The sequence below is a fragment of the Deltaproteobacteria bacterium genome (assembly GCA_016874755.1).
Classification (GTDB): domain Bacteria; phylum Desulfobacterota; class Binatia; order UBA9968; family UBA9968; genus DP-20.
Genome location: VGTH01000006.1, coordinates 16,475 through 37,736, shown reverse-complemented (window position 1 = coordinate 37,736; position 21,262 = coordinate 16,475). Strand labels below are relative to the sequence as shown.

Annotated in this window: 17 protein-coding genes; 11 read left to right on the top strand and 6 right to left on the bottom strand. The window is 58.2% G+C overall.

The features are described 5' to 3' along the window. Positions 1 to 6: 6 nt before the first annotated feature. Entirely contained in the window at positions 7 to 936 is a 930-nt protein-coding gene (locus FJ145_05205; protein ID MBM4260825.1) for a hypothetical protein, read from the top strand. A gap of 47 nt (positions 937 to 983) precedes the next feature. After that, a complete protein-coding gene (locus tag FJ145_05200; GenBank protein MBM4260824.1) occupies positions 984 to 2,450 on the top strand; it encodes a UbiD family decarboxylase in 1,467 nt (488 codons plus the stop codon). 96 nt (positions 2,451 to 2,546) lie between these two features. On the opposite strand, the gene FJ145_05195 is transcribed toward FJ145_05200, so the two are convergent. From FJ145_05195 to FJ145_05170, 6 genes are all read right to left on the bottom strand, one after another. Then, complete coding sequence (locus tag FJ145_05195) at positions 2,547 to 3,317, bottom strand: ABC transporter ATP-binding protein (GenBank protein MBM4260823.1); 771 nt, start codon at positions 3,315 to 3,317, stop codon at positions 2,547 to 2,549. A 274-nt stretch (positions 3,318 to 3,591) separates the two neighbouring features. Next, complete coding sequence (locus FJ145_05190; protein MBM4260822.1) at positions 3,592 to 4,449, bottom strand: ABC transporter permease; 858 nt, start codon at positions 4,447 to 4,449, stop codon at positions 3,592 to 3,594. 85 nt (positions 4,450 to 4,534) lie between these two features. After that, positions 4,535 to 5,584: an ABC transporter substrate-binding protein gene (locus tag FJ145_05185; GenBank protein MBM4260821.1), complete on the bottom strand. Its 1,050-nt coding sequence runs from the start codon at positions 5,582 to 5,584 to the stop codon at positions 4,535 to 4,537. A gap of 39 nt (positions 5,585 to 5,623) precedes the next feature. Then, positions 5,624 to 6,466, bottom strand: a complete 843-nt coding sequence (locus FJ145_05180) for a DUF3891 family protein (GenBank protein MBM4260820.1) — start codon at positions 6,464 to 6,466, stop codon at positions 5,624 to 5,626. A gap of 33 nt (positions 6,467 to 6,499) precedes the next feature. Beyond that, positions 6,500 to 7,462 (bottom strand): amidohydrolase, encoded by a 963-nt coding sequence (locus FJ145_05175; GenBank protein MBM4260819.1) that lies wholly within the window; start codon positions 7,460 to 7,462, stop codon positions 6,500 to 6,502. A gap of 17 nt (positions 7,463 to 7,479) precedes the next feature. Continuing rightward, entirely contained in the window at positions 7,480 to 9,024 is a 1,545-nt protein-coding gene (locus tag FJ145_05170; protein ID MBM4260818.1) for a peptide ABC transporter substrate-binding protein, read from the bottom strand. 173 nt (positions 9,025 to 9,197) lie between these two features. Here FJ145_05170 and FJ145_05165 point away from each other — a divergent pair, with 173 nt between their 5' ends. From FJ145_05165 to FJ145_05125, 9 genes are all read left to right on the top strand, one after another. After that, positions 9,198 to 10,349, top strand: coding sequence for a hypothetical protein (locus tag FJ145_05165; protein ID MBM4260817.1), 1,152 nt, complete (start codon positions 9,198 to 9,200; stop codon positions 10,347 to 10,349). 72 nt (positions 10,350 to 10,421) lie between these two features. Then, positions 10,422 to 11,240 (top strand): BON domain-containing protein, encoded by an 819-nt coding sequence (locus FJ145_05160; protein MBM4260816.1) that lies wholly within the window; start codon positions 10,422 to 10,424, stop codon positions 11,238 to 11,240. Positions 11,241 to 11,267: 27 nt separating this feature from the next. Further along, positions 11,268 to 11,825, top strand: a complete 558-nt coding sequence (locus FJ145_05155) for a nucleoside deaminase (GenBank protein ID MBM4260815.1) — start codon at positions 11,268 to 11,270, stop codon at positions 11,823 to 11,825. Positions 11,826 to 12,409: 584 nt separating this feature from the next. Further along, positions 12,410 to 13,552: a hypothetical protein gene (locus FJ145_05150; GenBank protein MBM4260814.1), complete on the top strand. Its 1,143-nt coding sequence runs from the start codon at positions 12,410 to 12,412 to the stop codon at positions 13,550 to 13,552. An 87-nt stretch (positions 13,553 to 13,639) separates the two neighbouring features. Further along, the gene (locus FJ145_05145; GenBank protein ID MBM4260813.1) at positions 13,640 to 14,584 is read left to right on the top strand and encodes an isochorismatase family protein; all 945 of its coding nucleotides are present in this window, start codon (positions 13,640 to 13,642) and stop codon (positions 14,582 to 14,584) included. Positions 14,585 to 14,864: 280 nt separating this feature from the next. Then, entirely contained in the window at positions 14,865 to 15,890 is a 1,026-nt protein-coding gene (locus FJ145_05140; GenBank protein MBM4260812.1) for an ABC transporter substrate-binding protein, read from the top strand. Beyond that, a complete protein-coding gene (locus tag FJ145_05135) occupies positions 15,887 to 17,524 on the top strand; it encodes an aspartyl/glutamyl-tRNA amidotransferase subunit A (GenBank protein MBM4260811.1) in 1,638 nt (545 codons plus the stop codon). Before FJ145_05140 ends, FJ145_05135 begins: the two co-directional genes overlap by 4 nt. A 569-nt stretch (positions 17,525 to 18,093) precedes the next feature. Next, on the top strand, positions 18,094 to 20,388 hold the full coding sequence (locus tag FJ145_05130; GenBank protein ID MBM4260810.1) for a xanthine dehydrogenase family protein molybdopterin-binding subunit: 2,295 nt from the start codon (positions 18,094 to 18,096) through the stop codon (positions 20,386 to 20,388). A gap of 311 nt (positions 20,389 to 20,699) precedes the next feature. Then, positions 20,700 to 21,041, top strand: coding sequence for a UbiD family decarboxylase (locus tag FJ145_05125; protein MBM4260809.1), 342 nt, complete (start codon positions 20,700 to 20,702; stop codon positions 21,039 to 21,041). Positions 21,042 to 21,262: the final 221 nt, after the last annotated feature.

Sequence of the window (21,262 nt, the reverse complement as noted above, 5' to 3'; positions counted from 1 at the left end):
ACGAACATGGCACATAAGCAGGCGCCGTCGTGGTTGTTGTGGTTGACGCTGGTGTCGACCTTGGTGGGTTGCGGTCCGCGCGAGGCGGGAAAACTGCCGCCCGTGGCACTCAAAGGTGCTTTCGAAAAGCACAACGTTCCTAGAGAGATGGCCGTTGGCGAGAAGACGACGGCGGAGGTCTCTTTCAAAAACAGCAGCACGATGACCTGGCCGAGCAAGGCCAATGCAAAAGGCAAGTATGCCGTCAATTTTTCCTACCACTGGCTCAACAGCAAGAAAGAGGTTGTTGTCTTCGATGGCCTGCGCACGGCGCTGCCCAACGATGTGAAGGCGGGAGAATCCGTGCAGTTGCGGGCCAACATTCAAGCGCCGGACCAACCCGGAAGCTACCTGCTAGAGCTGACGCTAGTGCAGGAAGCCAACGCCTGGTTCCCCGAAGTGGATAGCGAAAACAAAGTGACTGTGCCGGTGAACGTCGGCGCGGCGAAGAGCGTTGCCAGCGCGGCGCCGGCGCCGCTCGCGGCTGCGCCAGCGCCAAGCAAACTTGTCGAAGCTAAGGCCAGTGAAAAGCTGCCTGAGGAAGCGAAAGAGAAAGCAAAAGAGAAAGAGACGGAAAAAAAATCGCGCAAACAGAAAAGACGCGAGGTGCGCGAAAAGACCAAAAGCGAGCCAGCGGCCAGCGCGGAAGTTAAGAAGGGCGGCTCCTGGGCCGTGCAAGTTGGCACTTACCCGGACGAAAAGGATGCCAACCTGACCGCAGCGCGGCTCAAGGAAAAAGGCTTTGACGCTTTCGTCGTGCGCGGCGACGTAAAGGGCAAGCGTTGGTATCGCGTGCGCGTGGGTCGGCTCGCCAGCCGCGCGGAAGCGGAAACCCTGCAAAAGAAACTGGCGGGCCAGGAAAAAACCGGACAATCGATGATTGTCGCCAATCGCTAGCGCAAACCTGATGCGCGAGTGTAGAAGAAATAGTTTGAGGAGCTGCCATGTTCGATAGCTCAAAAATACAGCCGCACCTGGCTTTCACCGACCTGCGCGAGTGGATGGCGGAGGCCGAGAAGTTGGGCGAGTTAAAAACCGTGCTCGGCGCCACCTGGGAGGAGGGCATTGGGCTCGCCACCGACGTCGTGGTGCCGCCCGATGACGGGCCGGCGGTGATCTTCGACGAAGTGCCGGGTTGCCCGAAGGGGTTTCGCGTGATCATCAATACATTTGCCGGCAAGCGGCGCGCGATGACCTTCGGTTTCCCTCAGGGCTTGACGAAGCAGGAATTGAGCGATGCCTACTTCGATCACTATCAGAAGACGCCAAGAAACCTGGCGCCGGTTTACGTTGACGACGGGCCGATCTTTCAGAACGTCGTCAGTGGCGACGACATCGACATTTTGAAATTTCCCACGCCGAAGTGGCACCTCGCGGACGGCGGCCGCTACATTGGCACCGGCTGCTATTCGGTCACCATGGATCCCGACGAGAAATGGGTGAACGCCGGCTGCTACCGTGCGATGATCCAGGACAAGAAAACCGTGAGTCTGCTCATGGTGCCGGGCAAGCATGGCTACATGCATCGGCAAAAATATTTCCGTAAAGGCGAAAAAATGCCGCTGGCGCTTGTGCTAGGCGGCGACCCGCTGTTTTTCTTTATGGCCGGCACCGAGCATCCCTATGGCGTCTGCGAGTACGATATCGTCGGCGGCATGCGCGGCAAACCCGTCGAATGTGTGCGCGGCAAAGTGACCGGGCTGCCGTTCCCCGCCAATTCGGAAATCGTTCTTGAGGGCTTTTTGAATAATGACAACCGCAAGTTTGAGGGCCCCTTCGGCGAGTGGACCGGCTACTATGCGTCGGACGAGAGCGCCCAACCGGTGCTGGAAATCGAAGCCGTCTACCATCGAAACGATCCGATCATTCTCGGCGTGCCGCCGATTGGCGGCGGCTCCGACGAGATGGCGCGCTACCGCGCCATCATGCGCTCGGCAATGTTAAAGCAGGAGCTGCGTAACGCCGGCGTGCCGGACGTGACGCAGGTCTGGCCGCACGAGATCGGCGCTTCGCGCATGCTGATCGCCATGGCGATCAAGCAGCGCTACCCCGGCCATGCCAAGCAGGCGGCGACGCTGGCTTCGAGCTGCGGCGCCAGCGTCTACGGCTGCAAGATGATCATCGTCGTCGACGATGATATCGACGTGTCCAACTTGGACCAGCTCATGTGGGCAATGCTGTCGCGCTACGATCCGGCAACTTCGGTGGACATCGTCTCGCGCATGCGTAGCACACCCGCCGACCCGCGTTTGACCCCCGAGCAGCGCAAGGTAAGAGATTTCACCAATTCGCGAATGATCATCGACGCCACCCGTCCGTTCGAATGGGGCGATAAGTTCCCCAAGGTCAACGCACCGAGCCAGGACGTCGTGCGCAAGGCGCGCGAGATGTTCGGTTACCTGTTGAAATAGCGCGGATTGTCGGATTGCCTCGCGCAAAGGCGCAAAGGACGCAAAGAAAATGTTTCCGAACTTTGCGTACTCTGCGTGCCCTGCGCGAGGCAATTCCTAAATCTTTATCTCGGTTCGGAAGCTCTCCCAGATTTCGTGGTAGATATCTCTGAAACCCTGCTCGTTGTGAATCTCGAAAACGTTTCTCGGGCGCGGCAGCGGCACGTCGAAGATGCGCTTGACCGTGCCGGGGCGTTTGGTCATTAACACCACTTTGTCGGATAGCGCGATCGCTTCGGTGAGATCGTGGGTGACGAAGAGAATCGTTTTCTTGTTTTGGTCCCAGATGCGTAAGAGTTCGTCCTGCAAAAGCAGCCGAGTCTGCGCGTCCAAGGGGCCAAAGGGTTCGTCCATCAGAATGACTTCCGGGTTGTAGATTAACGTGCGGATGATCGAGCCGCGCTTTTGCATGCCGCCGGAAAGTTCATGTGGGTAATGGTGTTCAAAGCCGCTCAATTCCATCATGTCGATGAAACGTTGGGCTTCGCTGTGTCGTGGCTCCACCGGCAAGCCGCGAATTTTTAGGGCCAGCGCGACGTTCTCGATCAGCGTGAGCCATGGAAACAGATTGCTGTCCTGGGTGACGAAGCCGACGTCGGTGTTCATCGCCGTGATGTCGCGGCCTTTGTAGCGCAATTGACCGTCGTAGGGGAGGGCGATGCCGGCAATGATTTTTAGAATCGTGCTCTTACCGCAGCCGCTCGGTCCGATCAGCGTGGTGAACGAGCCTTGCTCGACGGGCAGATTGATATCTTGCAAGGCGGATACAGTTCTGCCGCGAGAGTGGTAGCGCTTGGTCAAATGGGTGATGTCGATGATCGGGTGCATTTAGTTTTGGATATTTGGAGATTCTGCTGAAAACCCATCCGGAGTCCTTCGACAAGCTCAGGACGAACGGAATCGGAGTTGAAATCGTTCATTAAAAAGTCCGTTCATACTGAGCCTGACGAAGCATTCTTGGTTTTTCAGCAGAATCTTTGGAAAGAAGTGACCCTTCCCTCGATACGCGCTCCGCGCTGACCGATTTCACGGAACCTACCCACGCTACTCGGGACATCGGAGGCGGCTTCGGAGTGAGCATGTAATGCCAAATCGAGGATCTCTAGGCGCCGACGCTTTTCGCTTCCACTTCCGGACGCCACTTGAGTAAGCGCCGCTCGACCAACGACAGCAGCCAATCGAGGACGACCACGAGAATTGCCAAAATCGTCACGCCGACAAAAATGCCATTGGTGTCGTAGGTGCCCTGATGGTAGTTGATGAAATAGCCGAGTCCCTTGGTCGCCGCGATGAATTCGCCGACGACGGCGCCGATCACCGAAAACGGAATGCCGGCGCGCAGGCCGACCATGATAAACGGCAGCGTGCCCGGCAAAAATACTTCGCGCACGACTTGCCAATGGCTCGCGCCCATCAGGCGGACGATGTTGACGTACTCTTCGTTGACTGAGCGCAGCCCGGCAAAGGTGTTGATGAAGACCACGAAGAATACCATGGTCAGAATGATCGCGATCTTCGACACGATGCCGATGCCGAACCAAATGACGAACACCGGCGCCAGGGCGACTTTGGGAATGCCGTTGAACAGCGTGATGTAGGGGTTGAAAATATCGCCGAGCAGTTTCACCCGGCCAAAGAGAAAGCCCAGGGCGACGCCCGTGATCGCACCGATGACATAGCCCACCGCCATCTCCGTCAAAGTCGTCTGAAAGTGTTGCCAGATGGTGCCGGTGACGATGACGTCGAACACGCCGCGGGTGATTTCAGTTGGCTGACTGACGAGCCGTGCCACATCCGGCCATTGTCTGGCGGCAAACTCCCAGCAAATCGCCGTGACCAGACCTGGCAGCGCAATCAGAAACGCCCGAGTGCCGTTGAGCTGGGTGTCTCTTGATTGTTGATCCTCGGCGGATTCACTGGCGCTGGTTTGCGCCTGGGGCGCGGCGGTCTTTAGATCCATCGAATTTAGCTAAATATGGGCAAGAAATTCCGTTCGCCCCGTGCAGCGCGAAGCGTGCATCGAAGGGCGTTAACGTGTCAGTCTTCTATTGCGGCAAGTATTGGTTGGTCCAGATTTCGCCTTCGTTCAAATTCAGCTCGGACTTGAGCAAGCCCACGGCCGCCATCACTTTGTGCATGTTATCCCAGCCCGACTTGGTCATGCGCAGGTTGCGCCGAAACGTCGGCCGGCTGCGCGCCATAACGGTTTTTAGCACGGTGGGGCTGACTTTGGGAAATTGCTTGACTAGCAACTCGTCGGATTCCGCCGGGTTGTCGATGATCAGGTTGTTGCCGCGGGCGATGGCGCGCACCAACGCGCGCGTGGTATCGGTATTCGCGCGAATGTAGCTGTCGATGCCGTGCACCGATTCATGCGGGTAATCTTTGAAGATTTCGATCTCGTGGCCCAAGCGTATGAACGTCACGCCCCAACCTTCCAGCTCGGGCTGCTCGGTATCGGGAATGCCGCCGATGATCATATCGACCTGGCCGTTTTTCAGCGCGTTGACGCGTGAGGCGCCGGCGCCGACGGCGGCGAAGCGCACGTCGGCGTCGGGTTTCAAGTTGTTCTGGCGCAAAAGATAGCGAGCCACCTGTGCCGGTGCGCCGCCGACGGTGGCGGCGCCAATCGTCGTGCCTTTGAGCGCTTGGACCTTTTGCGCCACGGTCATCTTTGCCACCTGTGCTTTGTTCAGGCCGCGGCTCTCGATCCATTTGTTGTTGGTGGCGATATGCCATTCCAGCGATGCCGGAAAAATGCCGACCGCTTGCAAACGGTCGCCGCGCGCGCGGGCGACCAGGACGTCGGAGGCCGCGGTGGAAACGAACTGAACTTCGCCGTTCATCAGCGCCGCCATGGTGACGGCGCCGCCGGTGGTCAAAATATGCTCGAAGTCGAGGCCTTCTTCTTTAAAAAAGCCTTTGCGCTGGGCGATCCAGATCGGCGCGAAGTCGAGGCCGGCTGTGGAGGTGGCTAGCCGCACTTTCGTAAGAGGCTTGGCTTGAGCGAAGCCGACTTTAGGCGTGGCCAGCGCAGCGACGAATGCCGCGAGGATCATCATCCGAGTTGGGGTTGACTGATAACGATGGTGCACTATGGAATCCTCCTATTCTAAAAGGGGAGAATATCTAGATTAATGCGAGTACAGCGAATAGTTGATCGTGATCTTTTCGGCGCGGTAGTACTCGCCGAGAAACTCGCTTTGATTGCCATAGGGACGCTTCGGCATAACCCGCGCTTGGAACGACACCGGCAGCGGGTCGATATCGAAAGGGTAGGGGGTGACCACGGCGCGGCTCTCGTCCTTAATGTTGAAAGTCAGAATCGTGTCTTCTTTCCCGGGCTTCGTCGGCGTCGGCACGTTGCTCATGGTGTTGCTTGGGCCATTTTTGCGCTCGGTGTTGTTGAACGGATAGCGGTTGCAGACAAACTGGCCCATCTGGTCGTAGACTTCCATCAATTTGAAATTGGTCCAGAGCTGTTCATCGGAGAGATGGTCGCGATACTCTGGCGAGACTTTTAGTTGTTCCATGAGTTCAGCGCGATACTTTTCCTGCTCGGCGAGAAACTCCAAAACCTCGGGATAGACTTTGTAATCCGGCATGTACGGCAAGAGGCCGCGTCCCTGAGTGAGCAGGCCATCGGAATGAAGCGAAACAATATAGCCGGCGTAGCTGTCTTGCTCGGCCAGGCGCTCGATGCCGTGGCGATAGAAATCGAGCCAGACTTTGCCGCCTAGGTGTTTGATGCTGCCGATGTAATCGGGCGGCAAGCCTTCGGCATTGAGCTGTGGCTTGATCTCCCAATCCCACCAGCCGGTGTCATGCTCTTGTGCTGCCAGGACCATCGCAGCGTAGGGCGATGGCCGAGCGAAGTTGTCGTTGCCCCAATGGGCCGCGAACCAGCCGGTGACTTTGGAATGATCGACTTGCAGGATCAATATGAGGCGATCGTCGCCGTAGGGCATGACCATCATAAAAAGCTCCTTTGGTGCGTCCGTTGAACGGGCCTACGCCATCAGGCGCCTCGCCGTTCCGCCAAGAATATCGTCCAACTCTGACTGCACCCAGCCAGTTTGCTGCAGGGCGGCGAAAGTTTCTTTCTCGGTGTTGGGCACATGGGGCACGTCGGTGCCGAAGACCAGTGTGTTCACTCCCCAAGTAGCGCGGGCGCAGTGCAGCGCCGGCACGTGGGCGCAAGCGGTGTCGAAGTAGCAGCGGCGCAAATAGAAGCCCGGTGGATGCGGGCAACTGGAAAACCGCTGATAACCGCGGTCAATGCGATCCAGGATCATCGGCAGGCCGCCGCCCAGATGCGACCAGACGATCTTGACGTCCGGACACTCGGCGAGCACGCCCGTGAGCGCGAGCTTGGTCGCTGCCATGGCGGTTTCGTTAGGATATCCTACCGAAAGAAACGTTCCCGGATCGTTCTGCGGCGCATCGCAGGGCGTGGTTGGATGGACCAGCACCATGAGCTCGCGCCGGTGCATTTCCTGCCAGAAGTGGCGCACCTCCGGTGCGTGCAACTGAAAGTCGCCGATGTTGGTGGCGATGCCGACACCGGCAGCGCCAAGGGCGAGGGCGCGATCCAGCTCACTTGTCATTTCGGCTGGGTTGCTCGTCGGCAGCACGGCGACGAAACGAAAGCGCGACGGATGCTGCTTGCAAGCAGCGGCGAGGCCGTCGTTGATCAGCCGCGCGGCGGCTTCTTCCCGCCTGCCCGCCCAACCGATATTCAGCGCACCCACAGAGAGAATGGCCGTCTCTATGCTGGCTTCGTCCATTGAAGCCAGACGCTTGGTCAAATCATCTTGCTCGCTGGGCAACGACATCACGTGGCTGCCGCGGTAAAGCAGTTGTTGCCCGCGCGGGTTGTCGAGCAGCTTGAACTCGCTGCGGTCGCGCAACACCTCGGTAAAACAGCCGGCGGGGTAGAGGTGGGCGTGAACGTCGATGATCTGAGTGGCCATTGAGGTCTTCCCATCCGCTACTTTTTCACCGTCATGTCGATGGCATAAATGCGCGAGTCGGGCAGTGGCTTGTAATCGACGCGGCTGTTCATGCCCCAAAGTAGCTTGTGGCGCCACATAAAACAGGCCGGCGCATCTTCGGTGATGATGCTCATGGCTTGCGACAAGTATTGCCGGCGTTTCTTTGGATCGAACTCCTGTTGTTCTTTATCGAGCAGCTCGTCGACTTTCGGATTTGAGTAGCCGATGCGCGGCGTCTCGCCGGTATGAAAATACTGATGCAGCGCGGCGCTCGGGTCTTGGATCGAACCGCGGCCCATGTAGTAGAACGGCACGGTGCCTTTTTGCACGTTGGCCCACAGTGTCGCCCATTCGGGGGTGGCGAGCTTGGCGCGAATGCCAACGTTGTTAAGCATCGGAATCATCGCTTCGGTGAGCTGCTTGTCGAGGGTGTAGCGGCCCACCGGAGTTTGTAGCTCGGCATCGATGCCATTGGGGAAACCGGCTTGTGCTAAGAGTTTTTTTGCCCGTTCGGGATCGTGGTTGAGCTTTGGCTTGAGATTGGGATCATAGCCGTATTGTCCCGGCCCCAAAGGACCGTCGAGCCGGCTGGCAAAGCCTTCCAAGAGCGTGCCGATGATTTGATCGCGGTTGATCGCGTGACAAACCGCTTGGCGGACTTCCTTCTTGTCGAACGGCGGCTTCGGCTGCATGGCGAGAAACATGATCTCCACCGAATCCACCGGCGTGATCTTCAAGTTTTTGTTCCCCTCGACACGGGCGCGCATGTGCGGCGGCACGAACTGGCCGATTTGGATTTCGTCATTTAATAGCGCGGTCACACGCTGCTCGGGCTCGCGCATGACGCGGTAGACGACTTCGTCGGGCGCGCGCGGGTTTCTCTTGGCGTCGGGGTGATTGGGGTTCTTGGCAATGACCAAACGCTGGCCGGGAATCAGCTCCTTTAAGCGATAGGGCCCCGCGCCGAGCATATGTTCCTTGTCGGCGACGTCGCGGCCGTACTTATCGAACATCGCTTTGCTGGTAATGATCAAACGGTCGCAAAAAAACGACAGCAGCGGCGCCGTCGGTTTGTCGGTGGTCACCTTGACGGTCAGTTTGTCGACCGCTTCAACGTTCACGACCGAAGGGGCGACGGAGGCTTTCTGCTTTGACTGCGGGTCTTTGATCACGCGGTTCATGATCGAGTGGATGACGTCGTCGGCGGTGACCGGCGAACCGTCGTTGAACTTGTAGTTCTTGTTCAAATAGAAAAGCCAGGTGGTCGGGTTTTCCACCTTCCAACGCTCGGCTAGGCGCCCTTCGAAATCGCCTTTGCCGTAGTTGTAGGTGCAAAATGGGCCGGTGATCTCGCTCCAAATGCCGTACAAGAGCGAAACGCTGTCGCCGTAGGGGTTGTGGGTTTCGATGGTCTCGGTCACACCGACGGAAATGCGCGTCTGCGCCGTGCCGAGACCGACAACGCCTAGTAAAATGGCAACTGCCGAAAACGTGAGCACCAAGCCGTTTTTCATTCTTGTGAGCATCGAAGCCTCCATCACTTTCGCTCGCTGCGCAGGATTTGCTGCGAAATCTTTTGCAGCTCGCCGCAATCTTGTCAAGCAACTTCGGCGGCGTTTCCGCTAGCATTGCCCGCAAGAAATTCAGTTGACAGGACCGGCGCGGAAGATTATAGGCCAAGAAGAATCAAGCAATAATATTGGAGGTGCTCTTCATGGCGCGCGACGGTTACAAGATTCTCGACAGCGACATGCATGTCTTCGAGCCTCACGATCTTTACCTGAAATACATGGACCCCAAGTGGGGCGATCGGATTCCGCGCGGCGAGCCGCGCAAGCGCCACGGCCAGATCAAGTTCTCCCTCGCCAACGGCAAACCGCTGCGGCCGTCGGGCACCCAAGTGCTGAGCACGACGGCGCCGAAGAGCGCGGTGCAAGAATCGTCGCCGGGCGAGGCGGAAGTGGCCCATCGCTACGCCAAACCGCTGGCGCGCGATTACGACTCGGTGTCGCAGTTGGCAGCCATGGACGTCGAAGGCTTGGACATCGCCGTGTTGTTCCGCACGTTTCCGCTGCACTGCGATGATAGCCTGGAGCCCGAGTACGCCAACGATCTTTGCCGCGCCTGGAACAATTGGATGGCGGATTTCTGCAAGACCGATCCGAAGCGGCTGCGGCCCTCGGCGCTGATCACGCTGCACGACGTCGACATGGCCGTCGACGAGACGCGCCGGGCGATTACCGAGCTGGGTGCCATCGGTCTATGCCTGGTGCCCGAGCCGGCCAACGGCAAGCATATTCACGACCGCTACTACGACCCGGTCTGGCGCGAAGCCGAAAAACTCGGCGTGCCGATCTGTTTCCATCCGGCGGCCAATCCCAACACCGATCAAGTCGTCCATCGCTTCAAAGGCCACGCCAACGAAGCGGTGCTGATCAACGCCTTTCGCAATCCGATCGAGCTCATGCTCGCGGTCGGCAGTTTCTGCGCCGGCGGCGTCTTGGAGCGCTTCCCAAAATTACGCGTGGCGTTTCTCGAAGGCAACTGCAGCTGGCTGCCGTGGGCGTTGTATCGCTTGGACGAGCGCTGGGAAATGCGCAAAGACTACTGCAATGAGTCGATGAGCATGAAGCCGAGCGATTACTTTCTGCGCCAATGCTATATCTCGGTCGACGTCGAGGAGGATTTGGTCGGCGATGTCGTCAAGCGCATCGGCGACGACAACGTGGTGATTTCTACCGATTATCCGCATGCCGACTCCCATTGGCCCGACGCGGTCAATCATTTCATGGCGGTGGATATGACGAGCGCGTCGCGAAAAAAGATTCTATGGGACAATTGCGCGCGCCTATACGGCGTCAGTTGACACCGATGAATTCAGGTCATACTGATCTCAGAGAAAACCGGCGGTTTCCTAGAAAATTGGAGGAGTCACGTTATGGCCATCGTAACCATCTCTCACGCGGCGTTTACCGGCGGGAGTGCCATCGCCGACAAAGTTGCCGCTGCACTGGGCTACCGCTGCATCAATCGCGAGGTGCTGATCGAGGCGAGCCGACGCTACGGCATTCCAGAAGCCAAGTTCACCGAGGTCTTGGAGACCGAAGGGCGCTGGTGGGAACGCTGGCTCGAAAGCGCGCGGCTTTATCGCATCACCCTGCAAGCGGCCATGTGCGAGGTGGCGCAGAGCGGCAACATGGTGTACCACGGCCGCGCCGGCCAGGAGCTTTTCCCCAGCGTCGGCCATGTCTTGAAGGTGCTGACGGTGGCGTCGATGGATTTTCGCATCGACCAGGTCAACAAGCGCCAAGGGATGGATGCCGAGCGGGCGCGTCAATATTTGAAAGATCTCGATCGCGTGCGCAGCCGCCGGTTGCGATCGCTTTTTAGCGTCGATTGGCTCGACCCCCAGGGTTACGATCTCGTCATCAACACCACGCGCGTGAGCGTCGACATGGCGGTCGACATGATCATTACGGCAACCAAAAGGGCGGAGTTCCAATCGACTCCGATCAGCGAAAAAGCCTTTCGCGAGCTGACCGTCAGCGCCCGCGTCCAAGCCGCGCTTGTGACTTCGGCGAAAACCCGCAACATCGTGCTCAACGTGCGCAGCGACGAAGGGCGGGTGAGCATTACCGGCATTCTCGCCGACGCGGAGTTGGAAAAAGAAATCGTCCGCATTGCCAAGGCCGTTCCCGGAGTGACCGAGGTGGTCACCGATATCGAACCGCCGCCGATCGAGTACATGCATCCCTAAGCAAACTTTGTCCCGCGTTCAGGTTCCATGTTGAAGGATTCAGAGTCAGCCGCGCAAGATGACCCACTGCGTGAACAGGCTGCGCAAGACATAGCGTTCATGCGTTTGGCGCTACAGGAAGCGCAGAACGCTTACGCATGCGGTGAGGTTCCGGTGGGGACTGTGATCGTCCGGGACGGTGAGGTCATCGGCACGGGCTTTAACCGCCGCGAACAATTGCAAAGCCCATTGGCGCATGCCGAAATCGGCGCCATCGAACAGGCGGCCACGTTTCGCGCCAGCTGGCGATTGACCGACTGCGATCTCTATGTCACTTTCGAACCCTGCATCATGTGCGTCGGCGCCATCCTCCAGGCGCGCATCGGCCGGCTGATCTTTGGCTGCTTAGATGCGAAAGCAGGAGCGGTTGAATCGCTCTACAAGCTCTGTGACGATTCCCGACTTAACCACCGTTTGCCGGTACGCGGTGGCGTCTTGGCGCAGGAGAGTGCTGAGCTCTTGAGCAAGTTTTTTAGCGAGCTCAGACACAAGAAAAAAAGCTCCCGCGATACGGAGAGGTGGCCGGGCCCGGCTGAAGGGGCTTGACTCGAACGAAATCTGAAGGCGAAATCTAGGGGTCGGTCTAACAGTCGGTCTAAAGGGGTCGAGTCTCCGCATAGCTCATAACTGTTTTCACGGGACGCATTTCAAGCGGTCGACCGTTAAAATTTCTTAGCCATCTGGGCCTGGCGCCCGCCAAGAACGATAGCGGGATCTGTAAATCCATCGTGCCGGTGCGAAGTTGACAGCGTGGCCTGTTTTCTATTTTCTTTGGCTATCGAGCAGAGCAATGCGCAAGCGAAGCTGAATGCGGAGGTCCTCTGTCGGCTTCGGCCGCGAAAGTATGTCGCGCCTACGCCGCTTTGCTATCGGTCTGCTCCACTCCACAGGCGTCAAAAACGTCGCCCAGAAAATGCGCTGCCTCATTTGTTCATCAAGTAGAAAAGAGATTGACAACTCTGCCGGTTCTCCCTTATAGCTCTGGCCATAGAAAAGGTCGTTTTAAAACCCAATCCATCGATGATACGATTCGGCGTGCAGTCCTATGTTCCCCCGGGGCTACACCGAAAGGCACAGTGCGCCGGGCAATTTTGAGTTTCGGCGGACGAATGGCAAGCGCGTGACTACTCATGATCTTCTGCCGAGCGGAGAGGATCAGCAATATGAAAAAAAGCCTGGCGACTATGGCGTTGTTCGGCTTGATCGAGGCTCTGCTGCCGATGGCGGCCCTGACGGCCGCTTCGAGTCCCGCCGCCGAGCCCGGCAAGCTTGTTGCGGACATGTCCGCGCCCTTTGACGAGAAGGTCGTAGCTGATTTCTACCAGGGGAAAACCGTTCAGCTCATTGTTGGACACGGCGCGGGCGGCGGCTTTGATGTCTACTCCCGCGCGATCGCGCGGCACCTGGGCAAATACATTCCCGGGAAACCGAGCATCATTGTCGATAACATGCCGGCCGCGGGCGGCCTGGTAGCCGCGAGCCACATCTACAGTCGGGCGCCCAGGGACGGCACCGTAATTGCCAATATCATCGGCGGAATTGCTCGATCTCAGTTATTGGGCCACCAGGGCGTCCAGTTCGATGCGAGCAAATTCATCTACCTCGGCGCGCCGAACAGTGAGAACTCTGTGCTGATAATGACGAAAGCCTCCGCAATCACCAGATTCGAGCAGTTGCTGGAGCCGGGCGGTAAGGTCTTAACTCTTGGAGACGCCGGCGCCGCGACCACCAATCACACGGCTTCGCTGCTGACTCGCGAGGTCCTGGGCGCCAACGTCAAGGTAGTGAGCGGCTACAAGACCACCGCTGCAGTGGAGCTGGCTATGGATCAGGACGAGGTCGCTGGGCAGTATAATGACTGGTCCTCGAACAAAGCGCGGACGCTGGCAAAATTTGAAAGCGGAGAGTGGCTGCTGATCGGACAACTTACCGACAAGCCGCTGGCGGGCCTGCCACGGCAGAATGTCCCAATGATTCTGACCTTCGCAAAGAATGACGAACAGCGCGAGTTGCTTCGCTCTGGGATCGTCGTCCCCAATCTATTTACGAGGCCCTATTTCCTGCCGCCCGGCGTGCCCACCAATCGCGTGGCGGCACTGCGGTCTGCTTTCGTCAAGACGATGGCGGACAAAGAGTTTCTGGCGGAGGCTGACAGGGTGAAGCTGGACATCAATCCGACGGGCGCGGCGGAACTCCAGAAACTGATCACCGATTATTTGGCTATGCCGGCTGCCCTCAAAGAAAAGCTGGCGAAAATTCTGCCAAAGGGCTAGAGCGAAATAGAAATTTTATCGGTCGGCGACCACGATCGGTAAGGCGCCCTTCGTCCTCCGGCCGCCAAACAATTTTCGGAGGTTGAGATGATCAAACATGTTGTCCTTCTCAAGGTCAAACCCGGCACCCCGCAAGAGAAGATTGACGCTATGGTAGCGGGTTACAACTCAATGAAAGACGTTGTACCGGAGCTGCTCAGTTGGTCAATGGGGCCGGATCTGCGCGGTGACAGTGAGTTCACTCACGCTATGGTGGCCGTCGTGAAGGATTTGGCAAGCTTAAAGCGCTACACGGATCACCCGCTGCACCAGCGGGTCTCCGCAGAGGTCGGCCGTCCGATTTTTGAGAAGCGGGTTATCGCCGACTACGAATTCGATCCGGAAGTCGAGCCGTGGGAGCCGCAAGTCAAGGAAGTGTGGCCCGAGCTAGTGGACATGGTGAGGCCGGACCACACGGCGCTCGTTATGGTCGACATCCAAAACGACTTCTGCGCTCCAGGCGGCGCGAGGATGCAGGGAGACCTTTCCACCATCGAGGCGATGAAGGAGCCCTCGCGGCAGATGTTAGAAGCCGCCAGGGCAATAGGTGTGCCCGTCGTCTACACCCAAGCGCAGACCGACGCCGAGCACGACAACGGGCCGATTCTGGCGCGCCGCCGGCGGGTCGGGCTCGGTGGGGCCAAGTACACTATCCCGGGAACCTGGGGTTGGGAAATTTGCGACTTCGTCGCGCCACGTCCCGGGGAAACATCCATCCCGAAGTGGCATCACAGCGCTTTCACCAACCCGAAAATGGACGCCATGCTTAGGGGGCTCGGCGCAAAGACACTCCTGTTCACCGGCGTCGCCACCAATGGCTGCGTGGAGGCCTGTGTGCGAGACGCTTTTGCGCGCGGATACTACGCGGTGGTTTTGGCGGACTGTGTTGGTGCGTACGACCTGGACCTCCAGCGCTTCTCGCTCAAGAACATGGCTACTCACTTTGGGCTGATCAGTTCAAGCCAGGAGGTACGCAAGGCCTGGGCTCAATAGACGCCAGCGCGGCGGTCTTCCACGAGGCGATGCTTCGGAAGAGTTTGAAGTTCTCCTTGCCAAAATATCAAGCGCGTCGCGGTTCATCTATGACGCAACGATCAACGAATTTCGGATACGGCGTGAACTAAGATTCTTGAGAACAATCCGCGCAACTTTTATGGCTGGAATTGATCTGCTCGCCACAAGCACAAACCGAAAGTACATCTCTTCCGGTCTTGCGATATGGCTCCAGCTATTGGAAAAGGTCGTTTGAGAATCCGCTGTCGAGGGAACGCTCATGGCAAAACCCCGAGACGTTGAGCCGTGCTTTCGGTGCAGGACTGCTGTGAAGCTGAAGGCCGCGTCATTGATTTTTTTCTTGTGCCTCGGTGTTGCGAACTGCGTCGCGGCGCAGGACAAAGTCATCGTTGCCACGCTGCGTAGCGTCAGCCAGTGGTCTTTGTGGACGGCTCTCGAGTCAGGCTTTTACAAAGAGCTGGGGATCGAAGTTTTACCGGTCACTTTCACCGGCGGTACACAGACCATCACTTCGCTGGTCTCCGGTGATGTGCAGATCACGACCACCGGCGGGTCGACGGCGATCAACGCGGCGCTCAAAGGCGGCGACGTCAAACTGATCAGTACCACGCTGGGGATTTTTCCTTACACACTTTACGTTTCGCCGCGAATTCACAGTGCCGCTGATCTCAAGGGCAAGAAGATCGGCATCTTGAGCTTCGGCGGCACGGCTTATCCGGCGACGCGCTACGCGTTGCAGCACTTGGGACTCAATCCAGATGCCGACGTGACGTTCATCCAGACCGGCGATCAAATCGCGCGCTTCGGCGCGCTCGCCAGCGGCAGCATCGACGGGACGCTGCTGCAGCCGCCCGATACGATCAAAGCCAAGGAGCTGGGGTTCAAGCCGATGGTCAATCTGGCGCAGAGCGGCATTAAGTTCCCCATGAACCACAATTCCACCAGCGCCCGATACATCAAAACCAACCGCGACAAGGTAAAAAAATTCATGATCGGCTACATCGGCGGCCTAGCCCGGCTCAAGACCGACCGCGAGTTTGCCATTCAGGTGTTGGGGAAGTATCTCCGGAACAAGGATCAGACGGTGCTGAACGAAACCTACGACTTCTGGTCAGCGCTTTACCCAGCGAAACCCTACGTCGAGCGCGAACAAATCGAAAACTATCTGGTTACGCTAAAGGACCGCGGCAGCGCCAAAGCGGAAGATTTCATGGACAATTCGATTCTCGCCGAGTTGGAGCGAGAGGGGTTTATTGCCGCGGCCTATAAACGGTACCAGAAATAGCATTAGACACGGCGGTTTCTCATGGAAGATCTTGTGCGAAAACTCAACGCCGAGTATGGCTTCAACCTGAGCGAAGACGAAATCACAACCGTGCTCAAACAGCACCAGGAGCTGGAGCATTTTTTAAAGCCGCTGACCGACATGGATCTGACCGATGTCGCGCCGATCTTGAAGGTCGAGAAGCAGGTAAAAAAGTGAACTCCATCGACCTCGAAGCGCTGACCCTGAGCGAGGCGGCGCGTGAGATTCGCGCCAAGCGGCTCTCGCCGGTGGAGCTGACGGATCTCTATCTCGAAAGAATCAAAAAGCTCAATCCCGTTCTCAACGCCTACATGACGCTCACGGAAGAGCAGGCGCGCAAGGACGCCAAGGCCGCTGAAAAGGAGATCGCCCGCGGCAAGTATCGCGGTCCGCTGCACGGCATACCGGTTTCGATCAAAGATAATTTGGCGACGCGCGGCGTGCGCACCACCGCGGGGTCAAAAGTTCTCGCCGATTGGATTCCCGATCATGATGCGACGGTGGTGGCGCGCCTGAAAGCCGCGGGTGCCATCATGCTCGGCAAGACTAACATGCACGAGTGGGCCAGCGGCGGCACAACGATCAATCCCTATTTCGGCACCACTCATAACCCGTGGAATGTGGCCTGCATTCCCGGCGGTTCCAGTGGCGGCTCGGCAGCCGCTGTCGCGGCGAGCCTCTGTCTGGTCTCGATCGGTACCGATAACGCCGGCTCGGTGCGCAACCCGGCATCCTATTGCGGCACCGTCGGACTCAAGGCGACCTACGGTCGCGTCAGCCGTTTCGGCAACGTCGGCGGCACGGGAGGTTTCTCCTCGGATCACTTCGGGATCTTCACCAAAACCATCGGCGATTGCGCGACGGTGTTAAAGACCATCGCCGGCCACGATCCCAGGGATCCGCTCAGCTCCGAAGCTCCCGTGCCAAATTACCATCGTGATCTGGGCAAACCGGTGAAGGGCCTGCGCTTCGCTGTATTGCGAGGCTATTGCGAGGAGCTGATTTCGCGGGAAGTCAAAGTTGCCTTTGACGATTCGGTCCGCGCCCTGCGCGCGCTCGGCATGAAGCAGGCGGAAATATCCATACCACATATTGATCTGATTCAACCAGTCCAGACCGTCACCAGCCGCGTCGAGAACATCGTGCACTTGATGCCGCATCTAAAAACCCGTTCCAGCGATATCAGCCGCCCGCTGCTGCTGCGCCTGATCGGCTCGCTGATGATCCCGGCATCAACTTATATCAACGCGCAAAGAGCGCGCCGTATCCTATGCGACGAGTTTGACCAAGCGCTGCAAAAGGTCGATGTCATTTTATCGCCGACCACTCCGATTTCAGCGCCAACCATTGAAGAGAGCCAGCAAGGCTTCATCGAGTTGAACGGCAAGAAACTCTCGCTGCAGCCTGCGGGAATCAGTCTTGGAACCACGTTCACCGTGCCGTTCAATGTCACCGGTCTGCCGGCGGTCAGCGTCCCTTGCGGCTTCACAACACGCGGCCTGCCGATGGGATTGCAGATTGTCGGCAACAATTTCGATGAGTGCCGAGTGTTGCAAGTGGCGCACGCTTATGAACAAAGCGCCAAGTGGTTGGCGCGGCGGCCCTCACTTTAAGCTCAACTCGACGACCTCGATTCAATCAAGCTCGAACGCGTTAGGGAAATTTCCTTCATGACGCTTTGCACCTCGCCCGGAAATCATCAAAGTTGGGTTGCCCTCCAGAAGCCACCTATTTTTGGAACAACGCTGGACTTGGCCTGCAGTTCGCCGCCGTCGGTTACGTTATCTTCAAGGGCGCCAAGGAGCGCGGCCTTGGACGGGAAATTCCCACGGAGTGGTTGACCCAGGAGTTCCACACGTAGACTCAACCCTAATCCGATAAAATTTCAGCGCGCGACTGAGAGAATCGAGTCCCCTCGCCCTTTGGGAGAGGGCTAGGGAGAGGGCTGTCGAAGCATCGACCGTGCCACAATGCGCCCTCACCCTCAATCCTTCCCCAGAGGGCGAGGAAGTCGGAAATCACTGCGCTCACTTTGAGAGCGGAATCCGGGACGAACGGACCGCACTTTGAGCTTGACAAATTGGTATCGGCTCGGTCTATGTTGCCGATTCGGTCGCTGGATTTGCTTGATGCGGTTCGTTCCTGCGATTTTCTATTTGTGTGACAGGGAGGCTTCGGATTCATGGCTGACTATCGAGTAATTGGCAAGCCGGTGGAGCGGGTGGACGGACCGGAGATGCTTACGGGACAGGCGGTGTATGGTCCCGACGTGAAATTGCCGGGCATGCTCTGGGGAAAAGTCTTGCGCAGTCCGATTCCGCACGGCAAAGTTCTGCGCGTCGATCTTGAGAAAACGAAAAAACATCCCGGCGTAAAGGCGGTGATCGCGGCGAAGGACGTGCCGGCGCGGCGCTACGGCTACGCCGTGCAAGACGAGCATATCTTCGCCATCAATAAAGTTCGCTTTGTCGGTCAACCGGTGGCGGCCGTGGCGGCCATCGACGAGGACACAGCGGAAGAGGCTTTGTCGCTGATCGACGTCGAGTACGAAGACTTGCCGGCGGTGTTCAGCGCCGAAGAGGCGATCCGCGACGGCGCGCCGCTGGTGCATGACGATCTTTCCGATCTCCGCGCGCGCTCGGTGTATCTCGCGTCGTGGTATCCAGTGCAGGGCACGAATATCGTCCACCGCGCCTCCACCGAGCGCGGTGACGTCGAAGCGGCGCTCAAGAAGGCCGACCACGTTTTCGAGGACGTTTTTCATGCCAGCCAAATCCATCACAGTTACATGGAGCCGCACGCCACCACGGCGGCGGTGATCGGCGGCACGGTCACAGTCTGGACCTGCTCCCAGGAAGTGTTTGAGCTGCGCACCGTGATGGCGAGTCTGTTCGGCGTGCCGGAAAGCAAGATGCGCATTATCTGCACCAAGGTAGGTGGCGGCTTCGGCGGCAAGATCGAGCCGCGCTTGGAGCCGGTCGCCATCGCCCTGGCGATGAAGGCGCACAAGCCGGTGAAGATGGTGATGACGCGCACCGACGAGTTCACCGCGGCGGCGGGTTCGACGCCGGCAACGGTGAAAGTTAGAACCGCCGTGATGAAAGACGGCAAGATCGTCGCCCGCGACATCGATTTTCTTTGGGACAAGGGCGCCTACGCGGAAGGCTTGGCGCCAAGCAGTCGGGCGATGAAAGACGGCATCGGCCCGTACAATATTTACGATATTCGGGTCACTTCGACACTGGTCTACACCAACAAGATGCGCGGCACGCAGCTGCGCGGTTTGGGTGTGCCGGAGGGTGCCTTTGCCATCGAGTCGCAGCTCGACATGATCGCTGAGCGATTAGGCATGGACCCCCTCGAACTGCGCATGAAAAATATTTTGCGCGAAGGTGATCTGAACGCGATTGGCGATTCGGCGGTGAGCATCGGTCTCGAAGAATGTTTGCAGAAAGTCGCGCGAGAAATTGGCTGGGGCACGCCGAAGCCGAAAAACGTCGGCCGCGGCCTGGCCGTCATCGCCAAATCTCCGACCACCCACTCGAGCATTTCCGGCGCCCATGTGCTGTTCAACGAAGACGGCAGCGCGCAGGTGATGGTCGGTTCGTCTGAATTAGGCCAAGGGATGTGCGGGGTTTTGTCGCAGATCGCCGCCGAGGTGTTAGGGATTCCGTACGAATCGGTTGGCATCACTTGCGCCGACACCGGCGCGACCCCTTACGACCGCGGCACATTTTCCAGTCGCGTGACTTTTTATACCGGCATGGCGGTCAAGAAAGCCGCGGAGGACGCAAAACAACAGCTGCTCGAAAGGGCGTCGAAGATGTCCGAGATTCCGGCGAGCGATTTGACCGTCGACAACGAAAAGATCGTCTCGGCCAAACGCCCCGAGTTGTCGCTTTCCCTGCGCCAAGTTCTCGAGTCGGCGCATAACCGGGAGAAGCCGATCCTCGGGCGCGGCTGGTACGGCGGCAAGGGTGACTATCCGTCGCTGCCCCATAAAGCGCAGGGGAAAGAGTATGTTCCGGGATGGAAATATGCGGCGCAGGCGGTGGAAGCGGAGATCGACGAAGAGACGGGTATTGTCAGAATCAGAAAAATTGCCTCGGCGCACGACGTCGGCACCACGCTCAATCCGATCAGCGTGCGCGGCCAGATCACCGGCGGTGTGGCGATGGGGATCGGCTACGCTCTGCACGAACGGCTGCAGTTCGAAGATGGCCGGGTGATCAATCCATCGTTTATGGATTACAAACTGCCGTCGTCGCACGAGATTCCCGAGATCGTCGCGATCCCGGTGGAAGTGCCCTTGCCCGAGGGACCCTTCGGCGCCAAGGGCATCGGCGAGCTTGCCGTTGTCGGCATCGCGCCGGCCGTGGGTAATGCGATTTATGACGCGATGAAAGTCCGCATCAAAGATTTGCCGCTCTATCCCGAGCGGGTGTTGAACGCGATCGAAGCGCAGGGGGCGAAGTGAGCGAGGACTCGGAATATCTCGCGCAAAGGCGCAAAGTTTGGAGAGGAAATTGCACCACGGAGGACACGGAGTTCACGGAGACAAGAAAGAGAGAATTGTTTTTATGAAAAAATTTCTTTCCCTCTCTCCCTGTTCTCCGTGGTGAATCCCAATTCTTTGGTTGCGGCTGCCCCGCGTTCGGTTCTTCGTGGTGAATAGGGCTTGAGGCCTAAGTGACATGGTGCAGATATTTTTATCGTTCTCGATGTTGCTGCTTTTACTAGCCCTGCGGTCCGCGCCCGCCCTGGCGGCCGAGCTGACCCGAGTGCGCGTTGGCGTGCTCGCCACTGGCGGAAGTGCCGGCGACGGCGGAAATCATCATCGAAGGCCTGGTCCTTCCCAACGTGCGCGAAGAAGAAGGGCCGTTCGGTGAAGTGTCGGGCTACTACACGCCGTCCAATCCCAAGCCGGTGATCGAAGTGACTGCGATCACGCATCGGAAAAATCCCACCTATCAGGCCGCGCTCACCGGCATGCCGACGACGGAAAACCATATTCTTAAACAACTGCCGTTGGAGGCGACTTACTATTCGCAGCTTAAAAAAGAATTTCCCGGCGTCACGGCGGTGCATTTTCCCGCCGCGGGCACGGTGGGTATGTCTTTCCGCGGGTGATGGCGAGCGCCATGGATGCCGCCGTGCGTGCGCAAGTACCGCGTCGGTTCGAGTTTGGGCATCGATGCCACTGTGCCGTTTGGACAGAGTTTTCCGGAGATTGTCAAAGTGCCGGGGGCCGACAAAGTGTCGTTGGATGATTTGTGAGAGAATTTTGCAAGAAATGATTCACCACGAAGGGCACGAAGGACACGAAGTTCGGAAGAGAGACATAAATCTCT

Bases quoted from the DNA above. Each gene is read 5' to 3' on its own strand.
- FJ145_05200 (MBM4260824.1), top strand. From the start codon at position 984: ATGTTCGATAGCTCAAAAATACAGCCGCACCTGGCTTTCACCGACCTG.
- FJ145_05155 (MBM4260815.1), top strand. From the start codon at position 11,268: ATGTTGAAGGATTCAGAGTCAGCCGCGCAAGATGACCCACTGCGTGAA.
- FJ145_05160 (MBM4260816.1), top strand. From the start codon at position 10,422: ATGGCCATCGTAACCATCTCTCACGCGGCGTTTACCGGCGGGAGTGCC.
- FJ145_05205 (MBM4260825.1), top strand. From the start codon at position 7: ATGGCACATAAGCAGGCGCCGTCGTGGTTGTTGTGGTTGACGCTGGTG.
- FJ145_05195 (MBM4260823.1), bottom strand. From the start codon at position 3,317: ATGCACCCGATCATCGACATCACCCATTTGACCAAGCGCTACCACTCT.
- FJ145_05175 (MBM4260819.1), bottom strand. From the start codon at position 7,462: ATGGCCACTCAGATCATCGACGTTCACGCCCACCTCTACCCCGCCGGC.
- FJ145_05145 (MBM4260813.1), top strand. From the start codon at position 13,640: ATGATCAAACATGTTGTCCTTCTCAAGGTCAAACCCGGCACCCCGCAA.
- FJ145_05165 (MBM4260817.1), top strand. From the start codon at position 9,198: ATGGCGCGCGACGGTTACAAGATTCTCGACAGCGACATGCATGTCTTC.
- FJ145_05150 (MBM4260814.1), top strand. From the start codon at position 12,410: ATGATCTTCTGCCGAGCGGAGAGGATCAGCAATATGAAAAAAAGCCTG.
- FJ145_05140 (MBM4260812.1), top strand. From the start codon at position 14,865: ATGGCAAAACCCCGAGACGTTGAGCCGTGCTTTCGGTGCAGGACTGCT.
- FJ145_05130 (MBM4260810.1), top strand. From the start codon at position 18,094: ATGGCTGACTATCGAGTAATTGGCAAGCCGGTGGAGCGGGTGGACGGA.
- FJ145_05180 (MBM4260820.1), bottom strand. From the start codon at position 6,466: ATGATGGTCATGCCCTACGGCGACGATCGCCTCATATTGATCCTGCAA.
- FJ145_05190 (MBM4260822.1), bottom strand. From the start codon at position 4,449: ATGGATCTAAAGACCGCCGCGCCCCAGGCGCAAACCAGCGCCAGTGAA.